This window comes from Mycobacterium sp. NGS40 (genome assembly GCF_059812735.1).
This window is the reverse complement of sequence record NZ_JCALDG010000002.1, coordinates 166873-191238: the sequence shown is the minus strand read 5'-3', so window position 1 is coordinate 191238 and position 24366 is coordinate 166873. Positions and strand designations below refer to the sequence as shown.

Annotated in this window: 20 protein-coding genes; 16 read left to right on the top strand and 4 right to left on the bottom strand. The window is 61.7% G+C overall.

The window, feature by feature from the left end; translation table 11 throughout:
* Positions 1–85: 85 nt before the first annotated feature.
* Positions 86–1471: an FAD-binding oxidoreductase gene (locus AC5Y5O_RS04395; RefSeq protein ID WP_500023942.1), complete on the bottom strand. Its 1386-nt coding sequence runs from the start codon at positions 1469–1471 to the stop codon at positions 86–88.
* A 136-nt stretch (positions 1472–1607) separates the two neighbouring features.
* On the opposite strand from AC5Y5O_RS04395, the gene AC5Y5O_RS04390 reads away from it, so the two are divergent.
* Positions 1608–3059, top strand: coding sequence for a serine/threonine-protein kinase (locus tag AC5Y5O_RS04390; protein ID WP_500023940.1), 1452 nt, complete (start codon positions 1608–1610; stop codon positions 3057–3059).
* Between the two features lie 19 nt (positions 3060–3078).
* On the opposite strand, the gene AC5Y5O_RS04385 is transcribed toward AC5Y5O_RS04390, so the two are convergent.
* Entirely contained in the window at positions 3079–3924 is an 846-nt protein-coding gene (locus tag AC5Y5O_RS04385; protein WP_500023938.1) for a phytanoyl-CoA dioxygenase family protein, read from the bottom strand.
* Between the two features lie 93 nt (positions 3925–4017).
* On the opposite strand from AC5Y5O_RS04385, the gene AC5Y5O_RS04380 reads away from it, so the two are divergent.
* Together AC5Y5O_RS04380 and AC5Y5O_RS04375 are read left to right on the top strand one after the other, a co-directional pair.
* Positions 4018–5073, top strand: coding sequence for an NAD-dependent epimerase/dehydratase family protein (locus AC5Y5O_RS04380; protein WP_500023936.1), 1056 nt, complete (start codon positions 4018–4020; stop codon positions 5071–5073).
* A complete protein-coding gene (locus tag AC5Y5O_RS04375; protein WP_500023934.1) occupies positions 5070–5765 on the top strand; it encodes a cupin domain-containing protein in 696 nt (231 codons plus the stop codon). Before AC5Y5O_RS04380 ends, AC5Y5O_RS04375 begins: the two co-directional genes overlap by 4 nt.
* Before the next feature lie 17 nt (positions 5766–5782).
* On the opposite strand, the gene AC5Y5O_RS04370 is transcribed toward AC5Y5O_RS04375, so the two are convergent.
* On the bottom strand, positions 5783–7060 hold the full coding sequence (locus tag AC5Y5O_RS04370) for a cytochrome P450 (protein WP_500023932.1): 1278 nt from the start codon (positions 7058–7060) through the stop codon (positions 5783–5785).
* Between the two features lie 53 nt (positions 7061–7113).
* On the opposite strand from AC5Y5O_RS04370, the gene AC5Y5O_RS04365 reads away from it, so the two are divergent.
* The 9 genes from AC5Y5O_RS04365 to AC5Y5O_RS04325 all read left to right on the top strand — a co-directional run bounded on the left by AC5Y5O_RS04365 (position 7114) and on the right by AC5Y5O_RS04325 (position 18570).
* Positions 7114–7566 carry a VOC family protein gene (locus tag AC5Y5O_RS04365; protein ID WP_500023930.1) on the top strand — a complete coding sequence of 151 codons (453 nt, stop codon included), beginning with the start codon at positions 7114–7116 and terminating at the stop codon, positions 7564–7566.
* A 405-nt stretch (positions 7567–7971) separates the two neighbouring features.
* On the top strand, positions 7972–8232 hold the full coding sequence (locus AC5Y5O_RS04360; protein ID WP_500023928.1) for a hypothetical protein: 261 nt from the start codon (positions 7972–7974) through the stop codon (positions 8230–8232).
* 5 nt (positions 8233–8237) lie between these two features.
* Positions 8238–10901 carry a Z1 domain-containing protein gene (locus tag AC5Y5O_RS04355; protein WP_500024122.1) on the top strand — a complete coding sequence of 888 codons (2664 nt, stop codon included), beginning with the start codon at positions 8238–8240 and terminating at the stop codon, positions 10899–10901.
* On the top strand, positions 10898–11893 hold the full coding sequence (locus tag AC5Y5O_RS04350; protein WP_500023926.1) for a PD-(D/E)XK motif protein: 996 nt from the start codon (positions 10898–10900) through the stop codon (positions 11891–11893). Before AC5Y5O_RS04355 ends, AC5Y5O_RS04350 begins: the two co-directional genes overlap by 4 nt.
* A 95-nt stretch (positions 11894–11988) precedes the next feature.
* Positions 11989–13884 carry a hypothetical protein gene (locus AC5Y5O_RS04345; RefSeq protein ID WP_500023924.1) on the top strand — a complete coding sequence of 632 codons (1896 nt, stop codon included), beginning with the start codon at positions 11989–11991 and terminating at the stop codon, positions 13882–13884.
* On the top strand, positions 13881–14774 hold the full coding sequence (locus AC5Y5O_RS04340; protein WP_500023922.1) for a hypothetical protein: 894 nt from the start codon (positions 13881–13883) through the stop codon (positions 14772–14774). Before AC5Y5O_RS04345 ends, AC5Y5O_RS04340 begins: the two co-directional genes overlap by 4 nt.
* The gene (locus tag AC5Y5O_RS04335; RefSeq protein WP_500023920.1) at positions 14771–15979 is read left to right on the top strand and encodes a DUF6339 family protein; all 1209 of its coding nucleotides are present in this window, start codon (positions 14771–14773) and stop codon (positions 15977–15979) included. The genes AC5Y5O_RS04340 and AC5Y5O_RS04335 overlap by 4 nt, the downstream gene beginning before the upstream one ends.
* A gap of 49 nt (positions 15980–16028) precedes the next feature.
* Positions 16029–16535 (top strand): very short patch repair endonuclease, encoded by a 507-nt coding sequence (locus AC5Y5O_RS04330; RefSeq protein WP_500023918.1) that lies wholly within the window; start codon positions 16029–16031, stop codon positions 16533–16535.
* A gap of 91 nt (positions 16536–16626) precedes the next feature.
* Positions 16627–18570: a DNA cytosine methyltransferase gene (locus AC5Y5O_RS04325; protein WP_500023916.1), complete on the top strand. Its 1944-nt coding sequence runs from the start codon at positions 16627–16629 to the stop codon at positions 18568–18570.
* Here the strand turns inward: AC5Y5O_RS04325 and AC5Y5O_RS04320 are convergent.
* Entirely contained in the window at positions 18567–19850 is a 1284-nt protein-coding gene (locus tag AC5Y5O_RS04320; RefSeq protein ID WP_500023914.1) for an ATP-binding protein, read from the bottom strand. The two genes, AC5Y5O_RS04325 and AC5Y5O_RS04320, sit on opposite strands and share 4 nt — an antisense overlap.
* 1147 nt (positions 19851–20997) lie before the next feature.
* Here AC5Y5O_RS04320 and AC5Y5O_RS04315 point away from each other — a divergent pair.
* The 4 genes from AC5Y5O_RS04315 (at position 20998) to AC5Y5O_RS04300 (ending at position 24364) form a co-directional block, all read left to right on the top strand.
* Positions 20998–21453 (top strand): HD domain-containing protein, encoded by a 456-nt coding sequence (locus AC5Y5O_RS04315; RefSeq protein ID WP_500023912.1) that lies wholly within the window; start codon positions 20998–21000, stop codon positions 21451–21453.
* A 24-nt stretch (positions 21454–21477) separates the two neighbouring features.
* Positions 21478–22500: an EcsC family protein gene (locus AC5Y5O_RS04310; RefSeq protein WP_096288832.1), complete on the top strand. Its 1023-nt coding sequence runs from the start codon at positions 21478–21480 to the stop codon at positions 22498–22500.
* Between the two features lie 104 nt (positions 22501–22604).
* The gene (locus AC5Y5O_RS04305; protein ID WP_500023910.1) at positions 22605–23510 is read left to right on the top strand and encodes a quinone oxidoreductase family protein; all 906 of its coding nucleotides are present in this window, start codon (positions 22605–22607) and stop codon (positions 23508–23510) included.
* Positions 23495–24364, top strand: a complete 870-nt coding sequence (locus tag AC5Y5O_RS04300; RefSeq protein WP_096288830.1) for a dioxygenase family protein — start codon at positions 23495–23497, stop codon at positions 24362–24364. The genes AC5Y5O_RS04305 and AC5Y5O_RS04300 overlap by 16 nt, the downstream gene beginning before the upstream one ends.
* Positions 24365–24366: the final 2 nt, after the last annotated feature.

The following is a 24366-nucleotide window of genomic DNA, read 5'->3' as shown; positions in this document are numbered from 1 at the left end:
TCGTTACGGGGTGGGCTGTCGCGCTATACCAGAAGTACGCCGGTGATAGCGATTCGGGAATGAATTCGCAATCGGTGATGCGATGTCACTGGCGTTCTGCGGCAAAGATGACATCGGGGTTGAGGATGCCGGCCGGGTCGAAAGACTGCTTGATCCGGTGCAGCAGGTCGACCTTGACGGGGTCTTCGAGCTCGCGCCAGTACGGAGCCTTGGCGCGGCCGAGCCCGTGTTCACCCGAGATCGCGCCGCCCAATTCCATTGCGAGAGCGAAGATGTCGGTGAGCAGGCGCTTGCGGGTGTCGGGGTCCTTACAGAAGATCGCCAGGTGCACATTGCCGTCACCGGCGTGGCCGCAGCCCGCCGCGCCGCCGCCGGCCGCCGTCGCCAGGCCGCGCACGGCCTCGAGGAACTTCGGCATGGCCCCGCGCGGTACGACGGTGTCGATCAGGTCGTCGGCGCCGATCGCCTTCAGCGTCCAGAACGCGTTCTCCCGCGCCTCGATCAGCTTGCGCGCCGAACCACCTTCCAGCACATAGGCATCCACGGCTCCGAGCTCGGCAAGCAGCTCACCGGCCCGCTCGATATCCTCGTCCAATCGGTCCGCGGTCCGGTTCTCAAGTCCCACAACGAGATACGCCTGACAGCTGTCACGGATCTGGTCCGGGACACCGAGTTCGAGGTTCTGGGTATGGACAAGAGCGGCCATCGTCAGGTTGTCGATGTATTCGAGGATGTAGGGGCCCAAGCCGCTGGCGATGACCTGCGGCACCGCTTCCATGACCTGATCGAAATCGGCGAACGGCGCGAGCACCGTGGCGCTGTGCTCCAGGCGCGGGTGCAGCTTGACGATCACCTCGGTGGCCAAGGCCAGAGTGCCTTCGGAACCGACGATGAGTTGGGTCAGGTCATAGCCGGTGGAGACCTTGGCGATCCTGCCGCCGGTGCGGATGATCTCGCCGGTCGGCAGCACGGCTTGCAGCCCGAGCACGTTATGGCGGGCGATCCCGTATTTGACCGCGCGCATTCCGCCGGCGTTGGTGCCGACGTTGCCGCCGACGCTGGAGGACAGCTCGCCGGGCTGGACCATGTAGCGCAGGCCCGCTTCGGCGGTGGCCTCGTCCAGCTCGGTGAGCGTCACGCCGGGTTGGACGACGGCGACCTGGTTGGTGGTGTCGACTTCGAGGACCTTATTCATCCGCTCAAACGAGATGACCAGCCCGTCCTCGCGTGGCAGTGCCGCGCCCGACAGGCCGGTGCCGGATCCGCGGGCGGTCACCGCAACCTGGTGCTCGGTGGCCGCTTTCAGCAGCTGTGCCACCTCTTCGGCGGTGGCGGGTTTGGCGACGTATGCGGGCCGCTGCGGCGGATGATTCAACTCCTCGTCGTGCCAGTAGTCGTCGGGGATGGCGTCGCCTGCGAGAAGGTTGTGGCCGCCGACGATTTCCTTCAGGCGGGTCGCGATGTCGCTCATGAAGGCCTCACTTCTGACTGTGCGTGCCGATCAACTCTATAGCCGTCGGCGTCGTGAGCCGCCGCACGTTATGTCGAGGCCGATAGCGGGAACCCGCGAGGCTGACTATCTTCGGGGTCGGCGGAAGGAATACGCATTGTTCTACCGTTCGCGTCTGGGTACGCGGTTCGGGCCTTACGAGCTGCGATCGCTCCTCGGCGCGGACGACACCGGCGAGGTATTCGGGGCGTACGACACGGCTAACGATCGGATGGTTGCCCTCAAGCTGGTGCGTGCAAAGATCGCGCGGAGTCCTGGCTTCCAGCAACGCTTTTGGCGAGAAACCCAAACGGCGGCACGAATACCGGAGCCGCATGTCATCCCGGTGCATAACGTCGGCGAAATCGACGGAGTGCTCTTCGTCGATATGGAGTTGATCGAGGGCCGCAGCCTGCGCGATCTGCTGCACGAGCAGGGTGCGCTGGAACCGTCGCGTGCGGCGTCGATCGCCGGGCAGGTGGCACGTGCACTGGATGCGGCGCACGCCGCGGGGCTGGTGCACGGCGATGTGACGCCGGAGAATGTGCTGCTCACGCGAGACGACTTCGCGTACCTGCTCGACTTCGGCACGTCGCTTTCCGGCTCATTGGCTTACCTGGCGCCAGAACGGTTCAGCGGCGGCCGGATTGGACCTGCTGCGGATATCTACTCGCTGGCCTGCGTGCTCTACGAGTGCCTCACCGGTCAACCGCCGTATGACGGGGCTGACCGGGAGATGCGGGACGCACACCTGTTCTTGCCGGCGCCGCGACCCAGCATCATGCGCCGGGGCATCGGCCGTGGCCTCGACGACGTCATCGCGGGCGCGATGGCAAAGCAGCCCAGCGAACGGTATGGATCCGCGGGGGAGTTCGCCCGGGCGGCCAGAGAAGTGGTGTCGCCTTCTCATGAGCCGGTTGCTGCGGGGCCGCCGCTGCCCCGCACCCGGCCGTTCCCGGCGATCTATCCGAATGCGGATGACACCGGTTTCAGCCCGTATGCGCCGCCTTCGGCGGAACCTACCGGGGCGTCATGGTCTGCGCCCGCGGGTCGCATCCATGCACCGCTGATTCTCGCCGCGGCGGCAGTGGTGGTGTTGATCGCCGGATTGATCCTGGCGGTGATATCGGTGTTCGGTGGCAGCCACAACGGCTCGCCACCCAAGTCTGTGACGGCGGCGCCACCTGTGCCGTCGGCCGCGCCGTCGACGACCCCGACGCCCAAGGCGCCGACGCTGTCACGGCCCGTGCGGGGCGCCGACGGGTTGGGGTTCGTCGGCGAGACCGCGCGATGTGATCCGGGGAATCCGCCCGCCGCCGTGGTGCGCACCCGCAAGTCGCTGGCAGTGGTCTGCCAAAACCTCAGTGGTACTTACTATTACCGTGGTGAACGGATCAGCGACCGAGCCAACATCGAACTGTCCAACGCCGAACGCGTCGACGATGGATTCGACGTCACCAATCCGGTCGACGGCGTCGTCTACCAGGTCCGACCCGATCGACTGAAGATCATCAGCAACGGTCACGTCGATTCGTCGGAGCGGGTGCTGGAATACGCCACGGCGTCGTAATCGGTTCGGGCGCAACGGGTTACGGCTGCTGTAACAGCCTGATCGGGTGCAGGCCGTCGACCGCGCCGACAAACGGCGGGTGGATGCTGTAGCCGATCATGCGTTGGATGTCGGCCGAGAGTCGTCGCGCGACGTCCTGCGGCACCGACAGTGCGAAGGCCTCCATGGTCCGCAGCCATGGTTGGCAGTACTGGGCGGTGACGGCAAGCCGTGACTGGTCGGTGGTGTTGGCGCCGCCACCGTGCCAGAGCGTTCCGACGAAGAAGACGCAGGAGCCGGCCGGCATGACGATGGGAATCGACTTGTCGTCGGGACCGGGTGGGCGGTTGGGCCAGCGGTGGCTGCCGGGGAAGACGACGGTGGCGCCGTTGTCGGCGGTGAAGTCGTCGATCGCCCAGATTGTCGCGGCGGCCAACGGGTCTCGCGGTCGGGGGATCGGGTAGAACCCGTCGTCGTGGTGGGGCAGCTGCGCGGTCTCGCCGGGCTGAATGTTGATGGCCTGCAACGCCGAAAGCAGGTAGTTGGGCATCAACAGCCGATCGAGTACCGCCAGCACGCGCGGATGTTCGACAATTCGGTCGCACTGGCGGGTCCTGCTCAGCACGCTGTAGATGCGCTGGGTTTTTCGGCCTTCGAAGGCGTTGCGTCCGGTATGGCCCAGCCAGGGGGTGACGGTGTCGCGGATCTGCTGGCACTCGTCGGCGCTGAGCAGGTTCTCCCAAATGACGTAGCCGTCGCGATCGAGGGCCGCCATGTCGGCGTCGACGATCGCGGGATCGACTTGTGTGCCGCTGCTCGGCGTCCATTTGTGCCGGCCCGCCAGGTCGTTCTTGAGGTCGGCCAGCGTCGTGACGGGCTCGTTCATGTATCGACAGTGGACCTCGGATGTCCGCTGGTCAAGCAGGCCGCGCGGGGTGGGGACTTCCGCCCCTGGTGTGGCCGTTCGGAACGTGGTCGGATGCCTGGTGGACCCGCGGCCATCAGCGATACCAGCAAGGACGTCATGCCCCGCACCGCCTATGTCACCGGAGCGGCCGGTTTCGTCGGCCGTCATCTGACCGAGCGCCTCGTCGCGGACGGCTGGCACGTCACGGCACTGTGCCGGCCAACCGACCGGGTCGAGGTGCTGCCGCCCGAAGTCGACGTGCGATTCGGTGACGTCACCGATGCGTCCACCGTCACCGACACACTGTTGCCCGAGACCGACGCGGTCTTCCATCTGGCCGCCAACACAACGACGTGGTCCCGGAATAGGAGGGCCCAGTTTCACGACAACGTCGGAGGCACCGCGGTGCTCGTCGACGCTGTGCTCGCTCGGGGCGCGCGGCGGCTGATCTACACGTCGTCGATCTCCTCGTTCGGGTATCAGCCCGGTGTGGTGATCGACGAGCGCACCCCGTCGAATGTCTTGCAGCGCGGGGACAACTACGGCAAAAGCAAGCGGGCGGCCGAAGAACTGATTCTGGATGCGTGCGCACGCCGCGGCCTCGATGCGCTGATTCTCAATCCCGTCAACATCCTTGGTGCCTACGACGCGTCCAACTGGTCGCGGCAACTGATTCTTCCGATTGCCAGCGGCAACCTGCGGCTGGTGCCACCCGGGTCGGCGACCTGGGCGTGGGTCCGCGATGTGGTGGACGCACAACTGGCCGCGGTGACCGCCGGCGGCACCGCGCGGCGCATCGTCCTCGGCGGGGTCCGCGCATCCTTCAAAGACGTCGTCAACACCATCGAAGAGCTGCTGGGCAAACCGCCGACAACGCGGGTGACCCCGCGACTGGTCGTCGCCTTGCTGTGTGCGGCATCGACGGCCACCTCCGCGCTCAGCGGTCGCGAGCCGGAATTGACTGTCGCCAAGTATCGGCGTGCGGTGGGGGATTTGCGGGTAGACGACCGGTTGGCCCGCGAGGAACTCGGGCTGAACCACACGCCGCTGAAAGACCAACTTGCCGACACCGTCGCCTGGCTCACGCAGGTCGGGTCGTTGGGTTCGGAAAAGGTTGACAGACAATGACTATCGTCGACAAAGGCAGTGATTTCGGGGTTGATTGGGTAGATGTCACCATCGAGCCGCATCACGTCGAGCAGTTCGGCGACGCGGACGTGCGGATTTACGAGGCCACCATCGCGCCCGGGGCCGCCACCATGTTTCACCGCCACACCTGGGACACCCTCTACGTCGTCACCGCGGGTGGTCGGTTCCGCTCCGAGGAGCCGGGACATCAGAAGCCGGGCACCCGCCCGGGGCGGTCCACGCCGCTGCTGCGCCAGCTGGGGTGGCTGCTCGCCCGCAAGGTGGGCGGCGGCTGGATATCCATGCCCACCGGCACGCTCATCGCGCAGCCGCACCGCACGCACCCCCTGATCCATCGCGTCGTCGGTAACCCCGGCAACGCCGCGCCGATCCGCATGCTGGGCGTCGAACTGCACCGTGATCGGCCCATATCGGACGTCCTGCCCGGCGGGCCCGGGATTCGGGTGGAAAACCCGGGGCACCCGTGGCCGGCCTATCGGCTGACCGCCCCGGCTGAGGGAGGGCCGCTGGAGGTCACGCTCGCCGGCGGGGGAGTGCTGGTTGTGGTGGCGGGTACGGCCACCGTCGAGCACAACGGGCAGGCTTTGGGTCCCGGTCAGGCGGTGCGGCTACCGCCGGGTCGTCATGCGCTGGGGCCCGGTCCCATGGAGGCCGTGCTTATCCCGTTGTGAGGCAAGGGTTTAACCGTTCACCACGGGCGCGGGGTTTGCCGGCTTGGTCCCGGGGTGAAGGTGATCGGCAGGGTGCCCAGCCCGGTCATGGCGGGGTTGCCCAGGTATTGCTGGACGCCGTCTTCGTCGACCTGGTAGTCGGGGATGCGGTCGAGCACCGCGCGGACCATGACCTCGGACATGACGCGGGCTAGGTGCGAGCCGATGCAGCGGTGCGGTCCGAGGCCGAACGCGACGTGGCGGTTGGGGGAGCGGTCGAGAACGATTTCGTCAGGCTTTGCGAATTCGTTCTCGTCGTGGTTGGCCGACAGCCAGCTGATGATGACGCGGTCGTTCTTGCGTAGGCATTGGCCTTGTAGCTCAACGTCTTTGGAGACGGTGCGGCTGAGCGTCCGGTTGACCGAGAAATAGCGCAGGAATTCGTCAGTGGCGGTGCGGTACAGCTCGGGTCTGTCGATGAGCTGCTGGCGCAGGTCGGGGTGAGTGCCCAAATGCCTTAGCGTGAGCGCGGTTTGGGAGGTGGTGGTGTCGACGCCGCCGGCGATGAGATTCCACAGGATGTTGAGCAGCTGCTCGTCGTCGAGGCGCTTGCCGTCGAATTCGAATTGGATGAGGAAGCTGGTCAGGTCGTCGGTCGGTTTGGCGCGTCGGGTGGCCGCGTACTCGAGCACCTCGTGCATCATGGCGGGGACTTTGGCGATGGCGTCGGCGTACTCGGCGCTGTCCTGCGGGACGGCCATGACGTTGTGGAACAGGGTGGCGTACAGCGCCCAGTTGTCGTAGGGCAGGCCCATCAGCTTCATGGTGAGAATCGCCGGGACGGGGCTGGCGTAGTCGAGCACCAGGTCCATCTGTCCTTTGGTGGCCTGTTGGTCGAGGAAGTGATGCGCCGTGTCTTCCATGAATGGCCTGAGCCTGTCGACAGCGCCGGGGGAGAGGAACGGCGCCAGCGCGTGCCGCAGCGCGAGGTGGTAGGGGCCGTCTATTTCGCCGATGCCCAGGGCCGGCTGGTTGTCGGGGCGGGGGATGCCCATCTCGCCTTGGTAGTCGACGCCGTCGGGGGCGTTGGGTTCGTATTTGTGGGCGAAGGTGTCGCCGTCGCGGGCCGACTGGCTGACCGCGGCGTAGCTGCTGAGATACCAAAAGCCGTCGTAGTTGGTGTTCCAGGCGACGGGGCAGCGTTGTCTCAGCTCGGCGTTGACTGCTTCTTGTTCCGCGTTGAATTCATCGGAGTGATGGTCGAAGTCGACCACGGCGTCGGGGCTGACGTCGGGCGGGGTGGGCGTTGACTGCATTCTAGCTATCTTTGCATTATTAAGCTTCTGGGTCCGCAACTGAAGTAGGAGCGATGACGGAGCAGCGAACGGTTTTCAACCATGTCGGTCTGTGTGTTCGGGATACCGCGCGGTCGCGACGGTTCTACGAGGAAGTGCTCGGATTCCAGTACTGGTGGGAGCTCGAACCGCCGGACAACATGACGGCGCAGGTGGTGCAGCTTCCCGAGCCGCTCGGGGTGAAGGCGACGTATCTGGTGAAGGACGGTTTTGTGCTTGAGCTCATCGATTATTCGAAGCGCGATGTGCATGCCGGCCCGACGCGCGTCATGGATGAGGTTGGGCTGACACACATTTCGCTGTCAGTCTCGGATCTGGGTGCAGTCCTGGCGAAGGTTCCGGAGTTCGGGGGGTCGGTGGTCGAGGAGGCGGTGTCCGACATGATGGGCATCATCCGCGACCCCGACGGGCAGATCATCGAGCTGGTCACAGACGGATGGCTGGCGGCGCTCCCGCCGAAGCCGTAGGGCGGTCGTGTGGTAGCGGGTCCGCGGGCTGACTAGGTAGTGCTCGATAGGACTCGAAGAGTCGTTCCTGAATCAGCTTCATGTTCAAGTCGGGGACTCGATGCGACGACGAAAGTCGGAATGCTGCACCAAAAGTTGTCGATGGATGAATCAAGGAATGCTGTGGCGCGGAATCCGCCGATTCAAGTTCCGAGAAAACATCAGCCATCCCGATGTGGTAGCGCCTGCCGCGGGCCCTCGCCGTCGATCGGTTCAGCAACTCGCCGCAACTTCCTTCTAGAAATGCGGCGCGTTGGTTGAAGTCCAACGGTATCTTGCTCATGAGCTGGGGCGTCAGCCATGAACGGGCACGGCAGGCAGTCACCAGCTGGCATGTTCGACGATCTGTGGGTATGGAGAGCTTGAGTGGCGCTCATCACCAGCTTTAGATTTCGTAATGATCGAACGATCAGCTTCAAAACGAAGGTGGAATGTGGCTGGACGTATGACCGATCAGCCGGTACGGCTGGGCTCCTTCAGCTCGAGACGTATGCCTCCGACGGCACGACCAGCCAAGTGCTTCAGATCGATCAGGATAGAGCCGCCGACCTGTTGACGATTCTCGCTGAGGTGTTCCCGGGCCTCGCGATGTTGGCGCGCTCAGGCGTCGTGGAGGGCGAGCGGTGACAGAGATGATGCAAGCAACCGATTTGGACTCGCTTGCCGCCGAGGACCCTTTTGTAAAGATGCTCGCACGAATCATTCGCGATAGCCCTTCGTTGACGCTCGATGATGCGGTTGCCGAGCTGTCGCAGATCGGTGACATTGCGCGCATCAACGAGGCTGCACGGAGAATTCGCGAGCTCAGTGTCCTGGTAAAAAATGCGCAGGTCCCCACGTCAGTTGTTGCAGGCAATATCGAGACTTGGTACCCAGGCCCGCGCGAGGAGGACCGGAATTGGTCGGCGCTCGTCGAGATACTGCGCGCTGAAGGCTGGGATGACGCGATGTTGAACGATTTGAATAACTCGTCGACAAAGGTCGTTGCAAATCTCCCCAACCCCGCCGGCCAGGGCGAGTATCATTGTCGCGGACTGGTTCTCGGATACGTACAGAGCGGCAAGACCACCAACTTCACTGCGGTGATCGCAAAAGCTGCCGACGCCGGTTACCGCCTTTTCATCATCCTTTCAGGAATTCACGACGCCTTACGTCAACAGACTCAAGATCGCCTCAATGAGCAGCTCTGGCAGCCTCATAGCAACTTATGGCACCGCTTAACCGACGACGAAGACTTTCGGCCAACGGCAAACGTCGATGCGCTCCTGTCTATTCAGCGGCAATGCGTGCTCGCGGTCGTCAAGAAGAATGGCCCACGGCTTCGCGCCCTCAAGAATTGGCTGTTCGGTGCTCGGCCGGAGGTCCTGGCGGCATGCCCTGTCTTGATCATCGATGATGAGGCTGACCAGGCCACAGTCAACACTTCGAAGCCCGATCGGCAGCCGACTCGGATCAACGCGCTGATCCGCGAGATCGTCAATAAGGTTCCAAAATCGGCTTATGTCGGATACACGGCCACACCCTTTGCGAACGTCTTGGTCGATCCGACTGACTACGAGGATCTCTACCCGCGCGACTTCATCGTCGACCTTCCTCGTCCCCTTCCGTACATCGGGCCCGAGGCGATATTCGGTCGAGAAACGCTCGACTTCGACGACACGGATGTCGGCGACGACGGAAACGATTTCATCCGCTCCGTGCCCGAAGAAGAGCTCGACGATCTCCGACCCAAAGGCGCCGCGAAGCGACACCAATTCGAACCACGCATTACAGACAGCCTTGACGAGGCGTTGCGGTACTTTCTGATGAGCACCGCAGCTAGGCGCCTTCGCGGCAAGGGAAATCGCCATGCCACAGCCTTGGTCCACACCTCCCAACACATCGATGTTCATGAACGGACCGCGCAGGCGATTTCAGACTATCTTGTGTCACTACGGGCGCGGTTATCCCGTGGAGATACTGTGCTTTTGGAGTCGCTCGAGCGTCAATGGGCCGATGAATGCGCGAAGGTTTCTGCTTCCGATTTTCGGCTTGAGGCCGTGGGGTGGTCAGAGCTGGTAGAAGCGCTACCCGCGGCTGCGGATGACGCCAAAGTCATAACTGATAACTCCCGCAGCGCCGAGAGGCTCGCGTTCGATGACTCGAATCCGCGGGTCCTCATCGCTGTCGGGGGTAACACACTTTCGAGAGGATTGACTCTGGAGGGCTTGGCCGTCTCATTCTTCGTTCGAAGCGCCTCTGCCTACGACACCTTGTTGCAAATGGGGCGTTGGTTCGGATACCGCAATGGGTACGCCGACCTGACCCGTATCTGGATGACCGACGAGATGCGGGGCTGGTTCCATCATCTGGCGACGGTGGAACAGGAAATTCGCTATGACGTAGAGAGGTTGGAAGTCGAGCATCTCACCCCAGAGCAGTTCGGGATACGCATCCGAACCCATCCCACCCTCGCCATTACGTCTGCTGCCAAGATGCAGCACGCAAAGACGGCGCAAGCCTCGTACGCCGGACGTCGGTTGCAGACAATTCTCTTTAATCACAAAGACGACGAGTGGCTTGCCGACAATCTCAGAGCAGCACGCGACCTCGTATCTTCGGCGGCATCGGTGCCGCGGTGGCATCCGAGGCCTGGAATCACCGTCTTCGAGGGCATCGATTCACAGAATGTAGTGAGCTTTTTGTCTGCGTATCACTTCCACGAGAATAGCCGAGACCTCGACAGCCCGTTGATAAGTCGCTACATCTTAGATCGTTGTGAGGAAGGCGAACTACTGCGATTCAATGTCGCGGTTATGGGCCGCAGTTCTGAATCCGACTATCTTGGCACCGTCGATCTCGGCATCGATGGAAAAGACACGGGTTGCATAAACCGCGCAAGGTTACAGCAGATCGGCGGTGCGACTTACGCTGACATCAAGGCCCTCATGAGTCGCCACGATCGAGTAATCGATCTCAGGCTTCCTGATGGGACACTGAAGGCGGATACGAAACCCGCTGACCTATCAAGGTTTCGGAACAATCCGGATCGTGGAGGCCATGGCGACGGCTCTGGCCTTATCCTGCTATATCCGGTGTCGAAAGATAGCCGTCCTGTACGTGGTTCCGTAAAGACGCGCGAACCTTTAAACGCGGCAACGCATGTCGTCGGTGTAGGGCTTGTGTTCCCTGAAAGCAGTAGCAGTAGAGCCAATGTCGAATACGTCACGGCAGACGTCGCATCAATGCCCGATATCGAAGTTGAGGTCCCAGACGACTCCGATGAATCCGTTGAGGCTGAAGAAGAGTCGTCGTGATCGACGACGTCAGAATAGCATTCAGCGCTCTCACCACCCACGGCGCGCCCAGCGCGACGGGACTTGCGGTCCTACCTGTAAAATCCTTGGAAGGTGTATTGGTGGGCGTCGACGATCAGTCGCGCCAGCACCTCTTACTCGCGACGAACGCGGAAATCGTTAACACACCGGCTGTTACGACCCTCGCGCTCACAACTAGAAATCTGCTTGTCGACGGCGAAAGTCGCCTGTTCTTGGACATCACATGCTTATTCGCGGCGCTTTCGGAAGTCTTCGATCATTTTGCGGCAGCGGTGATTGAGCGAATATCGGTAGGCGGCGAAGCACCCGAGCTGGCGGTCGAGCACGTTGTCAACGGTTGGCGCGAGTTCCTTATTCCCCCAACCGGTCCGCCGAGCCGCGACAAGTTGGCGGCAACCCTAGGGGAGCTGCTCGTTGTTCGGGATGCGGTCAAAACCGAAGGCAACACTGATATCGGCTACTGGGTCGGTCCTTTCGGCCAGCGCCATGACATTAGAAGCGGTCCAACGGCTATCGAGGTCAAGACGACGCGTTCCCACGCTGGGTACCGCATAACGATCCACGGCGAGGACCAGATGCTGCCTCCTGAAGGGGGCAGCCTGCACCTGCATCTAGTACGTCTTGAGGAAGTCCCCGGGGGGAGCACAGGGGTATCTGCCGTCGTTGATGAACTTCTCGGAGCGGGAGTTTCAGCTCAGAAGCTTTTTTCTGCCCTGATGGCGAATGGCATTGCAGCCGCAGACCTAACTGAAACCGATAACGTGACGTTCGAGGTTCGGGAGCGGGTGACCCTACCGGTGGATCATCGCACGCCACGTATCGTGCCTGACTCCTTCGTTGGGGGTAAGCGTCCGAGCGGCGTCGTCGATGTCAGCTATGTCGTGGATCTGACGAGTGTACTTGCTAGTTCGCTCGGGCCGCTCGAGTACCAAGCTCTTTTGGCCTCACTAACCCTAGGAACCGCATTGTGATTAGGTTCCAAAGATACTCAGAGCCCTACAACGCAACCGGCGGCCTGGCCGCGATCGGTATCCTAAATCAACTCGGGCGTCCGGACACAGAGCCGTTGGAAGTGCTGATCCGTGAAGCCGTTCAAAACTGTTGGGATGCAAAGCGGCCCGATTCGCAGGGCATCCGTGTCGAGATCGGGCGCGCGACGTTCGACCGTGAAAAGGTCGCTCGATTGCGGGACAATGTGCTTGTGGACCCGCCCCCGGGTCTCGCTCTTGCCGAGGAACTTCGAGATGGGATGTGCACCTTATATGTTGCTGATTTCGGTACGCACGGTCTCGCTGGACCGACCCGTGCGGACCGACAGGGCGAGCCCCGGGACTTCGTTGATTTCGTCCGCAATATTGGACAGCCGCCCGACAAGGATTTCGGTGGCGGGTCTTTTGGGTACGGAAAGGCCGCCTTTTACATAGCGAGCACGGCTAGGACGGTGATCATCGATAGTCTGTGCGAACTATCGCCTGGCGAGTTTGAACGCAGGCTACTGGGTTGCGCTCTCGGTGACACGTTCGACGTCGATGGTGTTCCTTACACCGGAAGGCACTGGTGGGGCCGCATGATAAGCGGTGCGCCAGAGCCGATTACCGGCGACGAGGCGGACGAGGTCGCCGACTTGCTCGGCCTGCCTGCTAGGGCTGGCGCAGATGGTAGAGGAACTACGGTCCTTGTCATCGCGCCCTCAATCCGCATCGAGACGGATGACGGCACTGACGCCACGATGGACTTCGTCGCCGAGGCAATCGCTTGGAATTTCTGGCCCAGGATGATCGACACCCTGGGCGGCGCAAGGCGCACTATGGAGTTCTCACTTCGTGACAACGGCAACTTGATCCGGATTCCCAACCCGCGAACACATCAACGGTTGCGCGGATTTGTTGAAGCCATGGACCGCCATCGCCAGGAGCCCACAGATGATGGCGACGATCTGACGATTGACAGCGAAATTCGCAGCCTCCGGCCGGTGCGACGCCTAGGCCGCTTGACTATCCAGAAAGGCCCAGTGGCACCTGCAGATCTGGCTGACCGACCGGTTCCCCGTGGGGCGCGAATAACCGCGACCGGTGTGCACCACGTGGCGCTTATGCGAACTCCCGAACTGGTCGTGAACTACTTCGCGGGTGCAACGCCGGCGAGTGGCAGGTTGGGTTATTCGGGCGTTTTCAAGTGTGCGCTCGATGTTGACGACATGTTCAAAGCCGCCGAGCCTCCGACGCACGACGACTGGATTTATCGATCTGTGCAGGACAAGCAATGGAGATCGTTCGTCAAGATCGCGCTGGAACGTGTCGACCGCCACTGTCGGCTCGCAGCTGGCTACGATGCTGCGGCACAGCAACTCCGAGAATCAGACGCAATTCCGCTTGGTGAATTCGCAGATGCTCTTGCGACGCTTATGCCCGGCCAAGAGGGGCCCGGGGCAAGAAGGCAAGCTTCCAAGCGTGAGAGCAAAACCCGAACCCCAACCCGCCGCCGTGCGCCGGGGCGAAGGGTAACCGACACGGCCACCGAAGACGCTTGGGTCGACGCAACTACATCGCGGAGCACTGAACCAAACACCGATAAATCTTGGAACGACACTGCACGGGACCGCGAGGCGCGGGTGCGGCCGCTCCCACCGCCTCAGACTAGGGCTGCGGGTGACCCGAGCCCCGCGATCTCTATGGACGGCACTCCGGTCATCACTTACCCATTTGAATTGCGCACCAAAGGAAATCGAGTCCGACTGACCGCTGCGGTGGAAGTCATGACCAACGATGGTGCACTCGTGGAAGTAGAGCCTCCTGTTGGATATGTGAAACCCACCGTTCATTGCTGGGTCGACCCTTCCGGGGCGCGCCATACAGCCGGGGAATTGACAGTAGGCCCAGATGGTGTTGATGGGGAGTGGGCGGTCGAGATTCAGCTTAGAGACGAAATGATGAGAGTGGATCTCGCAGTGGAGACCATGTGAAGACTGCGGGTGCCACCCCATATTTGTTGCCACCAGACTCGGCAATGGTCGCCCAGCCTTGGTGTGTTGCCGACGGCGTAGCAGTTGGTGATCGAGTCGATCATTGGGACCCTTTTACGGATCTTCAACTTGTGCGGGTCGTGGAGGTCGACCTCGACAGCGTGCGCAGCTCGTGCGCATTGCCAGATGACGCAGCATTTGCCATTGCCACGACGTGGTCGTCGAACAGAACTCGTACTACGGGCGACGGACCGATGGTCGAGCTGGGATTTCTGCGCGGACTGGCGCGAACTGCCTTAACACTTTGTGTGCCTGGCGCTTTGTCTGGGGGGCGGTTGACCCTGCGGACACGATTGGTTTTGCGAAACCCTGGTGGCGCCCCGTCGCCGATCTCTCCGCGTCGCTTCGGTGCGATCTTGTGGGAGGAGGAAACGCAAATCTCGCTCGAAGGTGGGGCTGCGCGGTTCCCAATCACGGCAGCCGATTTCAAGAAATTGCCTCATTACCCAGACAATGCGGCCTGGGCGTTGGACTGGGACCCCGATGAACTCGAAGCGCCGGTCTTGGGCGGTATGCGACTTATCGTCAATAGCGGCCACGAAGTTATGCCCGAGCTGCTGCGTTCAGGTAGTTCAGACCCTAGAGCCGCATTACTAAGGTCGTTTGTAACATTTGATGTTGCTAGATCGCTTATCGCCGGCGCGTTGCGCAATGATCGTTTCGTGGACGAACCAGAAGCTTTCGAGGACGGCACTGTAGGCCGCATGCTGTTCGAACTCATCTCGATGTGTTGGCCGGGCATCCAACTCCCAGCCCTCCGGTCGCGCAGTCTTCAGGATTCAGCCCGGTTTTTCGCTGAGTTACAAGCAAAGTTTGGAGTAGTCGCGTGATCGTCCTGCCGCGCATCGACAGGCAGACAGCATTCGAGCTACTGAACAGCCATCTGGGCGAAGACCTACCCGAAATCAGCAGCCGGATGCCCGATCAAACTCCGGTAGTCACATTCACCCCAGTAGGGGGGTCGCGGATTGACGACCAGCGACTTTTCGATCTCCGCAAAGAAGTTGTAGAACTCGCCTGTCAGTACGGGATGCCAGGCCGCGTTGCTAACCTGTCCGTATTCGAGGGACGACTGGCCCGTCTGCTGCACGAGCGTATTCCGATGTCTCTCAACGAGGCTTCACACGAAGAGGTCTGGAGTTACCTGACCTGCTGCTGGCTCCTCGATGTAGCTATTTGGAGATTTGGCAAAGACGCCGATGCGCGCAGGTTCATCGGTGATGTCAACCGCAATACCTTCAGACGTCTTTGGTGGAGAGCCGCGATAATGGGTCCCCAAGTTGACCTCACTCTTCTGGGCGAAGACGAGCTCGTGAACATAACTGAGCGCCCTACAATCGCAAGCGATCAGAGGCTGGCACGAACAATTGCGTTGGAGTTCCTCGACCGTGTCGACCGCGGCGAAGCCGAATCACGCATGCACCTGATGCGTGATGCCATGAAGAGACTGCTCCGCCTGACGCCCTTCATTTCTTTTGCCGCGCTGCGCGACAACGAGCTTCATGAGGTCGTCGAAGGTTGCTTCGACGCTGCAGCTGCGGCCATCTCGCGCGAATCTGGCGATCCCGGGGGCCGCCACCGCAGCCTGTCGGAAGCTGAAACGAGCGGCAAGCATCACGACGTGCCAATGGTAAGCCCTGGCGTCGTCGCAATTGAACGAATGACGATGTCCGAGGACGAGGCTGCCAATATTTCTTCTAGCAGCACCGTGACGCCGGATTTCGAAAACGTTGCCCAAACAGCGCTCGGGATTGCCCGGAGGGTTGGTCGCGTCACAAACAGCAATTTGCGAGAGATCGTGCCGATTACCTCAGGTGAGGCACGGGAGGTACTCCAAGCACTGATGAAGGAGGGGCTGCTGGCGCGGCGCGGGGTCAGACGTGGAACTTACTATGTGTTGGCGGAGTCGGCGCCTACCTCTGATACGGCGTGGCCTCCGCAGACACCCACGGACACAACTGAACTCGGGGAAATGGACGTCAGCGCTGCGAGCAGTGAATCCGCGCTGCGTCGACTCCTTCGGAGAGGCACGTGAAGATCAAGCATTTCGGTGTTGTAGACGAAGCTTTGAGGACAAAGGACTAATGGGTACCGAGGACGCGCCGCGTGCAGCCCGCTCGTCGCCTTTACCGCTCAGCGAGAGCGTCCGCCGCCAGATGAGTGCAATGCCCACGAGAGATACCGGTACTGAGATAGCTCTCCGGAGAGAGCTTCACAGGCGGGGCTTGCGTTTCCGTGTGCAAGTCCGGACACTGCCTGGGCGGCCCGACGTCGCGTTTACGCGCGCGCGGATAGCGGTGTTCGTCGATGGCTGCTTCTGGCATCGTTGCCCCTCACACGGCACTGCGCCAAAAAATAATGCAGAGTGGTGGGCTGCGAAGCTTGAGGCAAATGTGACCAGAGATAAAAAGAAGGATGAGAAGCTGCGGTGTCTGGGCTGGCTACCAGTCCACATTTGGGAACACGAAGACCCTGCCGACGCGGCCGAGACGATTTACAAACTTTGGCTGGCGCGGGTCCAAACTCCGAAGGAGGTCGCGGTTTGGGCTGCGAATGCCCGTTCGCGGAACGACATCCGGCGATCCGACTGACCGCGCACCTGTGACACAGGCGGACCGCTGCGCCTCGGCGCACGACGGCGCGCCTCAGTACGGTGTCGTCACCCTCACTTAATCTGGCTGTATGACCGCGCGCCAAGTGACGACTTCTGGATCGTCATATGCGGTTAAGCAGATCCGAGGGCCTTTCGTCGAGCTTGCTCCCCATCCATGCCACACGCGCTCCGACGAGGACCTGGCCGCGCTGTGCGCCAATCTGCGGGCTCACGGCGTGCCGTTGGCCGCGGACCTGTTCAGTGGAGCCGGTGGTATGAGTCTGGGTTTCGAGGAAGCCGGCTTCAGGGTGGTGTTGGGGGTTGACCACTATGGCTTCGCAGTTGAGACACATCGGCATCATTTCGCCGGTATGTCGCTGGACGACGACCTAGCGGATCCAGCAATGATTAAGCGGGTCGCGAAGCTGTTGAAGCGCAATAGGATAGAGGTCTTGACAGGCGGTCCGCCGTGCCAGCCATTTTCTAGGGCGGGGCGGTCGATGATTCGGCACCGAGTTTTGACGGGTGTGGCCGACCCGCATGACGAACGCCGTGACTTGTGGCGATCCTTTTTGGAAGTCGTTCAGTTAGCACGGCCTCGCGCCGTCGTGATGGAGAACGTTCCTGATATGGCCCTCGATCGCGAAATGTTCATCTTGCGCAGTATGACGGAGGAACTCGAACAGATCGGTTATTCAGTGTCGGCGCGGGTCATAGATAGCTGGCGCTTCGGGGTCCCCCAAATGCGGCAACGACTGCTATTGGTCGCCCTCAAAGATCGTGTCCGTTTCACTTGGCCAGCAGAATCAGAGAAGCGGGTCACTTTGTGGAACGCCATTGGTGATATGCCCGAAGTTGAGGGTGGTTGGCGTCCGGCCGGCGGTGCCTTCGGATGGGCGAATTACGTTGGGCCCCGGACTGAATACCAAACATGGATGCGGCGAAACGTCTCGGAGGCGGACGCGTGCAAGCTATTCGACCACATCACTAGGCCCGTACGCGAGGATGACCGCGCCGCATTTGAATCGATGACCCACAAGACGAAGTACACGGACCTAGCGCCCGAGTACCAGCGCTACCGCAAAGACATCTTTGATGACAAGTACAAGAAGCTCGATGAGAACGATCTCTCTCGCACAATAACCGCACACATCGCGAAAGACGGTTACTGGTACATCCACCCCAGGCAGCCGCGTACGCTCACTGTGCGAGAGGCTGCCCGAATTCAAACTTTTCCAGACGACTTTCGTTTCGCTGGGCCACCATCGGCGGCTTTCAAGCAGATCGGTAACGCAGTTCCACCTCTGATCGGAGAGGTGATCGGCCATGCGGTACAGACCTCCCTGGCTTCGGAAATCAAGGCTGGGCTTTCCACCCGGGCGACCTCCGCGAAGTTGGCGCGTTGGTTTCAACGGCAAGCTTCCATCGCCGCGATCCCGTGGTTCAAGACTGGGAACCGTTGGAAGTTCCTCTTAGCCGAACTCCTTCTTGACCGTGCTACGCCGACAGTGATGAATGCGGTATGGCCGATCATCGATACGCGGCACGATATCCGCCCCGGAGATTTGCCCGATGACGAGGCCGTCGATCTCCTCGACGAACTCATGTCGGGGGTGGGTCGCGGCCAGCGGATTTCGGTGGTGCGTCAGCTTGCCGTACAGCTGGCTGCTGCCCCAAATGCATTGTGGCAACCGACCATCGACCGTGCAGTCCTCCCGGCCATACCGTCTGCAGTGGCGGACCTACTAGAGCTTGCTCTGCCAATTAATCACGACGGGAGAGAGAGCGAGGAGCCTGTATTGATCACTAAAGGTGTCTTGCGCGTCGCCAGTCGGTTCCAAGGCAACGACGCCGACAAGAGAAACGTGCAGACCGATGGGCGAATTGCAGTAGCCAGCATGATCGGCTTCGGCGACGATTCGCGGCCGGCGCACTTGGGCCTTATTGCGCTGGCGGCCGACGTTTGTCTGGTGGAAAAGCCGCTATGTGGCGTCTGCCCGCTAAGCAGCTGGTGCGCAGCTGCCGGCCCCTAGAAACCTAGGCCCCTGGCAAGGTCAGGGTGTTGATCCTGCATGAACGCCATTACCTTCTTGAATGTTTCGTAGTGACCTGACTGAATTGCTGCTGACTTCAGGGCCAATCCGATCTCCGGAAGCGAGCCGCTGGCTGGTGCTTTATTGTCGCGTTCCATCGGTTCGTCGGGCGCGTCAGCTGCGTCGGAGTTGTGGCGGCGGTACACACGATCGGCGAGAATGCATAATTCACTTACCGGCCGCTCCAACATCTGCTTTAGCTGGGCCGGTACAGACACCCGCATTTTTGCGACGTTGATATTGAAGACTTCGTCGAGGCTGCTGGTGAAGTCGAGACTCGCGCGAGCAAGCTTCGTGTGTTCGTCGATGCCCCGAGTGCCCGCCCAGCTGCCCCACTGCACCAGCCGATTCTCGCGATACACATAGAGGCCCTGTTGCCGGTTCCAGTTGAGAGGCCCTGCCGCATTGTCGAATGCATCGAGAGAACTGAATGTCCTCTTGCCAGGGAGGATGTAGCGACGGAGCTCGACTGCTCCGACTCCGGTTGCGCTCTCAAGCTCGAACTGCTGGGTCGACAGTTGCTGTGTCCCCGGTTCATGACGAACAAACGGGTCCCATGCCAAGAGCTTGTCGCCGTTCACGCTGATAGAAATCCGAGGGGCGTTGTTCTCACCGGTTATGAACCTGTGAAACACCATCGCTAAGTGCCGCTTGGTCTTCTCGACTAGTACCTCGAAACGGCGTTTCGCCCAGCCGCCAGATGCACCAGAGGCAGGAAGCACGCGGTCTAGGTTTTGCCACACCACGACTGTGCCGGTCCCAGTGCCAAGCAGTTCTTCGCTCCTCGCGATGGCATGATCGCGAGGGTTCTCGGCTAGAACCCAGTCGTCCAACTCCGCAATCAGATCCAAGTCCAGCGACCTCCAAAGTGGACGTTTTCGGTCAGCCGATTTGGAAATCACAGTCACGCAGCGTGCTTGAGATAACGATGCCGTCTTCAGCCCTAGGCCGTATCGACCCAAATCACCCGAGCCATAAGTGCGTCGGCTACCGAATCGAAGTGCCTCAAGCATGCCCCGCGCGTTTAGCCCGCAACCATTGTCGGCGATGTAGATTGTCGATGCTTGGCCCGCGAATTCGATCTCGACCCCGACATCGGTCGCGCCCGCAGCGATGCTGTTGTCTATGAGGTCGGCCACCGCACTGACGAAGTCGTAGCCGATGTCCCGCAGAGAGGAAGTGAGGCGAGCGGCCGACGGTGCCACGCTGGAAAGTTTCATCGGATCAAAGGCTCCAGGTTCAGTCCTGATGTTGGCCTTAAGTTAAACAGCAGGCACAGACAATGTCGGATCGACTCGCGCGGCGCGTGCGAAGTTTGGCCGCTCGTATCTACCGCTCACTGGCTGTAATGCCAGCTAACCAGCATAAAGGCCCACCGCAGCACGATTTGTTGTCCGGCGGTTTCTCAGACCAGAGTCCGCGGCGCGCCATCAGCTACCTTCGGCGCTATGGAACCGAACGAGCGAGAGCACGCGTTCGTGCAGTGGCTGTCCAGTCTGACGACACTCACTCATACGCACGAAGCATCCAAGGCTTGGCGGGAGCACCGCTATCAGTTTGCTTACCGCTTGGGGGATATGCTCGCCGGCGCGACGGATGCTGCTGAGGCAGTCAAAGGGCCGGTTGTTTACGGTATTTGGCTCGATTGGGGCTGTCTCTACGTCGGACAGACGACAGAGGCGTCGCGCCGGCTCCGCGATCTACCCGTTGGTGAAAGCCATCACCTTGCGACAACATTTCCTCCCGAGACGTGGGATCGCGTAGTCGTGGTGGCATGGCCTGCCTTGAAGGAGGCCGAAGAACTTATGGTGACCTCCGATTCGAACAGGATCGGTCTAGCGCTTGAGTACCGATTGCAGTCTCGGCTGAAACCATTGGTAAATTCTTGGCGCCGGACCCCCAAGGGAGGATGGCGCGCCGTCGACTGGCACGGGAGTAACTCAGCAGGAGCTCGCGCAGCATCGCAGATTGGCGCACTGTCAGAACGACTCGATGAGCTATTCGATTTTGCATCCACCCATGAGGGCGGGCATCCTCCATTGCCAAGCTATGTGCGTTGCGTAAGACCGAGACATCTCTTGCACGGCTAGCAGCGATGATGATGGTGGTTTTGTCGCTCCACGACACGAGTACGAGTGTCCGACGGTCGTTATAAGAGAATTGCAATGACGCGTTCGTTCGAGTGCATACGAGCTCAACACATCGTGTCACCGGAGGTGGCGCGCGTCCGATTTGTCGCCTGCAGCTCTCGACGGGAGAGCGCTTCCGATCCTGCGCGCTGGTCGGCGTTATGGTGACAGGTAAGAATTAGCTGGCGGCTTCGAATCAGCCGCGTGACAAAGGACAGGCGCGTTGGACCCCATTGCTATGGCAGATGCAATCGCGGCCGAGGCGCATGCGGGCCAAGTGGACAAGGCCGGCATGCCGTACATCGGGCACGTCCGTCGGGTCGCCTCCTACGTGGGCCCTGATAACACCAATGCCGTCGTCGCGGCATTGCTGCACGACGTCATCGAGGACACCGACATCGACGCGATCGCACTGAGCGATCGCAGAATCCCGCAGGCAGCCATCGATGCAATCGAGCTGCTCACCCGACGCAGTGACCAACCATCCGCCGAGTATTACCAACAAATCAACGACCACCCGATCGCCCGGGAAGTGAAGCTGGCGGATCTGGCGGACAACACCGACCCCGACCGGATGGCAACGCTGACCGAGTCCGACCGCGCCCGACTGACCCAGAAGTACGGCGGCGCCTACGCAGCGCTCGGTGCCGACTTCGACGATGGGGCCCGGCGCAGAGCGCGCGCGGCGCAGTGACCCCACTTGTGCTGTGATGAGGCGGTGGCGCTATCTGCCTACGAGCAAGAACAGCTCAAGAAGGTCACCGCGCATAAAGAGCGCGCCCTTCGTCCGTCGCGTCGCCTGATCCCCGCAATTCCCGACAGCGTGCGTGGCATTGGCCCGGGGCTGGTCAATAAGGCACTGAAGGTGTCGGGTCTGGACAAGGTGACCGACTCCGGGGCGGCGCTGCTCGGCACCACGGCCGCGAACGCCGGCAAAGCGATGACCAAAACCGGTCAAATGACAACGTCGCCCAGCCTGGTGATCGGTGCCTATGCGCGCCAAGGCCATCCGGTCCACCACCTCGACGACATCCGCAAGCTCGACCTGAGCACCATCGACGACGTGGCGGCGTTTGCTTTCACGCGGCACGCCTACTCAATCTCGGCAGCGGTCGAAGGTGCGGCAGCCGGTCTCGCCATCAGCACTGGTGAGGCAGTCGCGACCGTCGGTGCGGCGGGAACCGCCGGTGTCGCGGCCGGGCCAGGACTGGGGACAGTCGTCACGGCCATGGGTGTCGACGCCGCAGTGCTCTTGACCGCGTGCAGCAGCGTGGTGGCGCAAGACGCTTTGTATTACGGCTATGACCCGTCCCAGCCCGCCGAAGAAATTTTCATGATGCAGGTGATCGGGCTGGGTCTAGCCGGAACAACATCGGCGAAAGCCGCTGCCTACCAACAGCTTACGCTGTTGACGGAAAGCCTAGCCCGCAACGCCGCGTGGCATGAGCTCGACGAACAGACCTTCGCCAAGGTGGCTCAGAAGTTCGCCGTCAAGTTCACCGAGAAACTGGCCAGGTCAAAACTCTTCCAACTCGCACCCGTCGTTGGAGTCGGGATCGGCGCGGCCTTGAACTGGAAAGCGGTCAACGACATTGCCGACGCCGCGTACTGGGCCTACCGCGAGCGCTTCCTATACGACAAAAGCGGTGCCGCCGGCGACAACGACGACGAAGCGCTAGACCTCATCGACCTCCTCAAGTCGGAAGGCATCCAGATTGCCGATACCGACGAACGTGAGTGACGGAGGAACAGCCCATGCGAGCCTTGCGCTTCGACACGTTCGGTGACCCCACCGTCCTGCATGTCACCGAGCTGCCCGCCCCGAAAGCAACAAAGCAGTAAGCGGTGATCCGCGTCGAAGCCGCATCGGTCAACCCGTCCGATGTGAAAAACGTTGCCGGCCTGATGGACTGGACGGTGCTGCCGCGCACGCCCGGACGCGACTTCGCCGGGGTGGTCGTCGGCGGCCCGTCCGAATGGGAAGGCGCCGAAGTGTGGGGCACCGGCGGTGACGTCGGCTTCACCCGCGACGGCTCACACGCCGAGCTGATGAAGGTGCCCATCGAAGCGCTGGCGCGCAAGCCAGAAAAACTCAGCTTCGACGAGGCCGCCGCCGTCGGCGTCAACTTCGTCACCGCGTGGGCCGGCGCGGTCGAGACGGCCCAGCTGCAAGCCGATGAAACGATCGCCATCTTTGGCGTATCCGGGGGAGTCGGCGGCGCCGTCGCGCAGATCGCGCACGCCCTCGGCGCCCGGGTGATCGGCGTGGGCCGTCGCAAACCCGACCCGCAGACCCCCGCCGCCCAAGCCATCGACGAATTCGTCACCCTCGACAAAGACACCGCCGCCGAGATCAAACAACTCACCAACGGCAAGGGCGTCGACATCGTCTACGACGCGGTCGGCGGCGTGACCACACCAGCCGCGCTGGCCTCGCTCGCCCGGCGTGGCCGGCTGGTGGTCATCAGCGTCGTCGGCTCGCCAACAGTCGACATCGATCTCAGAGCGTTGTACCGCAACGAAACCCGCATCCTCGGCGTCGACAGCGGCAAGCTCAGCGTCGTCGACTGTGCGCAACTACTCGAAAAGATGTTGCCCTACTTCGAATCCGGCGAGTTCCGCCCACTGCCCATCACCGCCCGCTACTCCCTCGACGACAGCGCAGCAGCCTACAACGCGGTCGCCAGCCACACCCCGGGCCGCGTCGTGATCAATCCCCAAGAGAGGCAACCGCAATGGCAACGGACCTGACCGAACACACCATCACCGACGAAGTGTTGAAAACGTTCGACACCGCCACCGATGAACGCTTCCGCCAACTCTTCCGAAGCCTGGTCCAGCATCTGCACGATTTCGCCCGCGAGGTGCGGCTGACCGGGGACGAGTGGTTCACCGCGATGGACTTCATCGAACGGCTCGGCAAGATCTCCAGCCCCACCCGCCAGGAGGTGGTGCTGCTCTCCGACATCCTCGGTCTGTCGATGCTGCTGGACAAAATCAACGAACAGACCGGCGGATCGGCCACCGACTCGGCGCTGCTGGGTCCGTTCTATGTCCAAGACCGCCCGACCGCGCCCAATGGCGCCGACATCGCCAATGGTGTTGCGGGAACCCCGATGTTCATGGCCGGCCGGGTCGTCGACGAGCAGGGCAGGCCGATCGCCGGCGCCCAGGTGGACACCTGGCACAGCGACGGCACCGGGTTCTACGACGTGCAAATGACCGAGCCGCTGCACGGCGAGTTCGCCATGCGCGCATTGCTGACCACGGATCACGACGGCAAATTCTGGTACCGCTCGATTACGCCGCGCTACTACCCAGTGCCCACCGACGGCCCGTGCGGGGAAATCCTGCGCGCCGCCAATCGATCCGTGATGCGGCCCCAACATGTGCACTTCTGGTTCCACGCCGACGGTTACCAGCCGCTGATCACGCAGCTCTTTCTCAAAGACGACCCCTACATCGATTGCGACGCCGTGTTCTCGGCGCAGGAGTCACTGAAGGCCGACTTCGTGCGCCACGAACCGGGCGTCGCGCCGGACGGAACGAAAGTCGACGAACCCTTCGTCACGCTGGACTGGACGTTCACCCTCGCGGCACAGTGAAG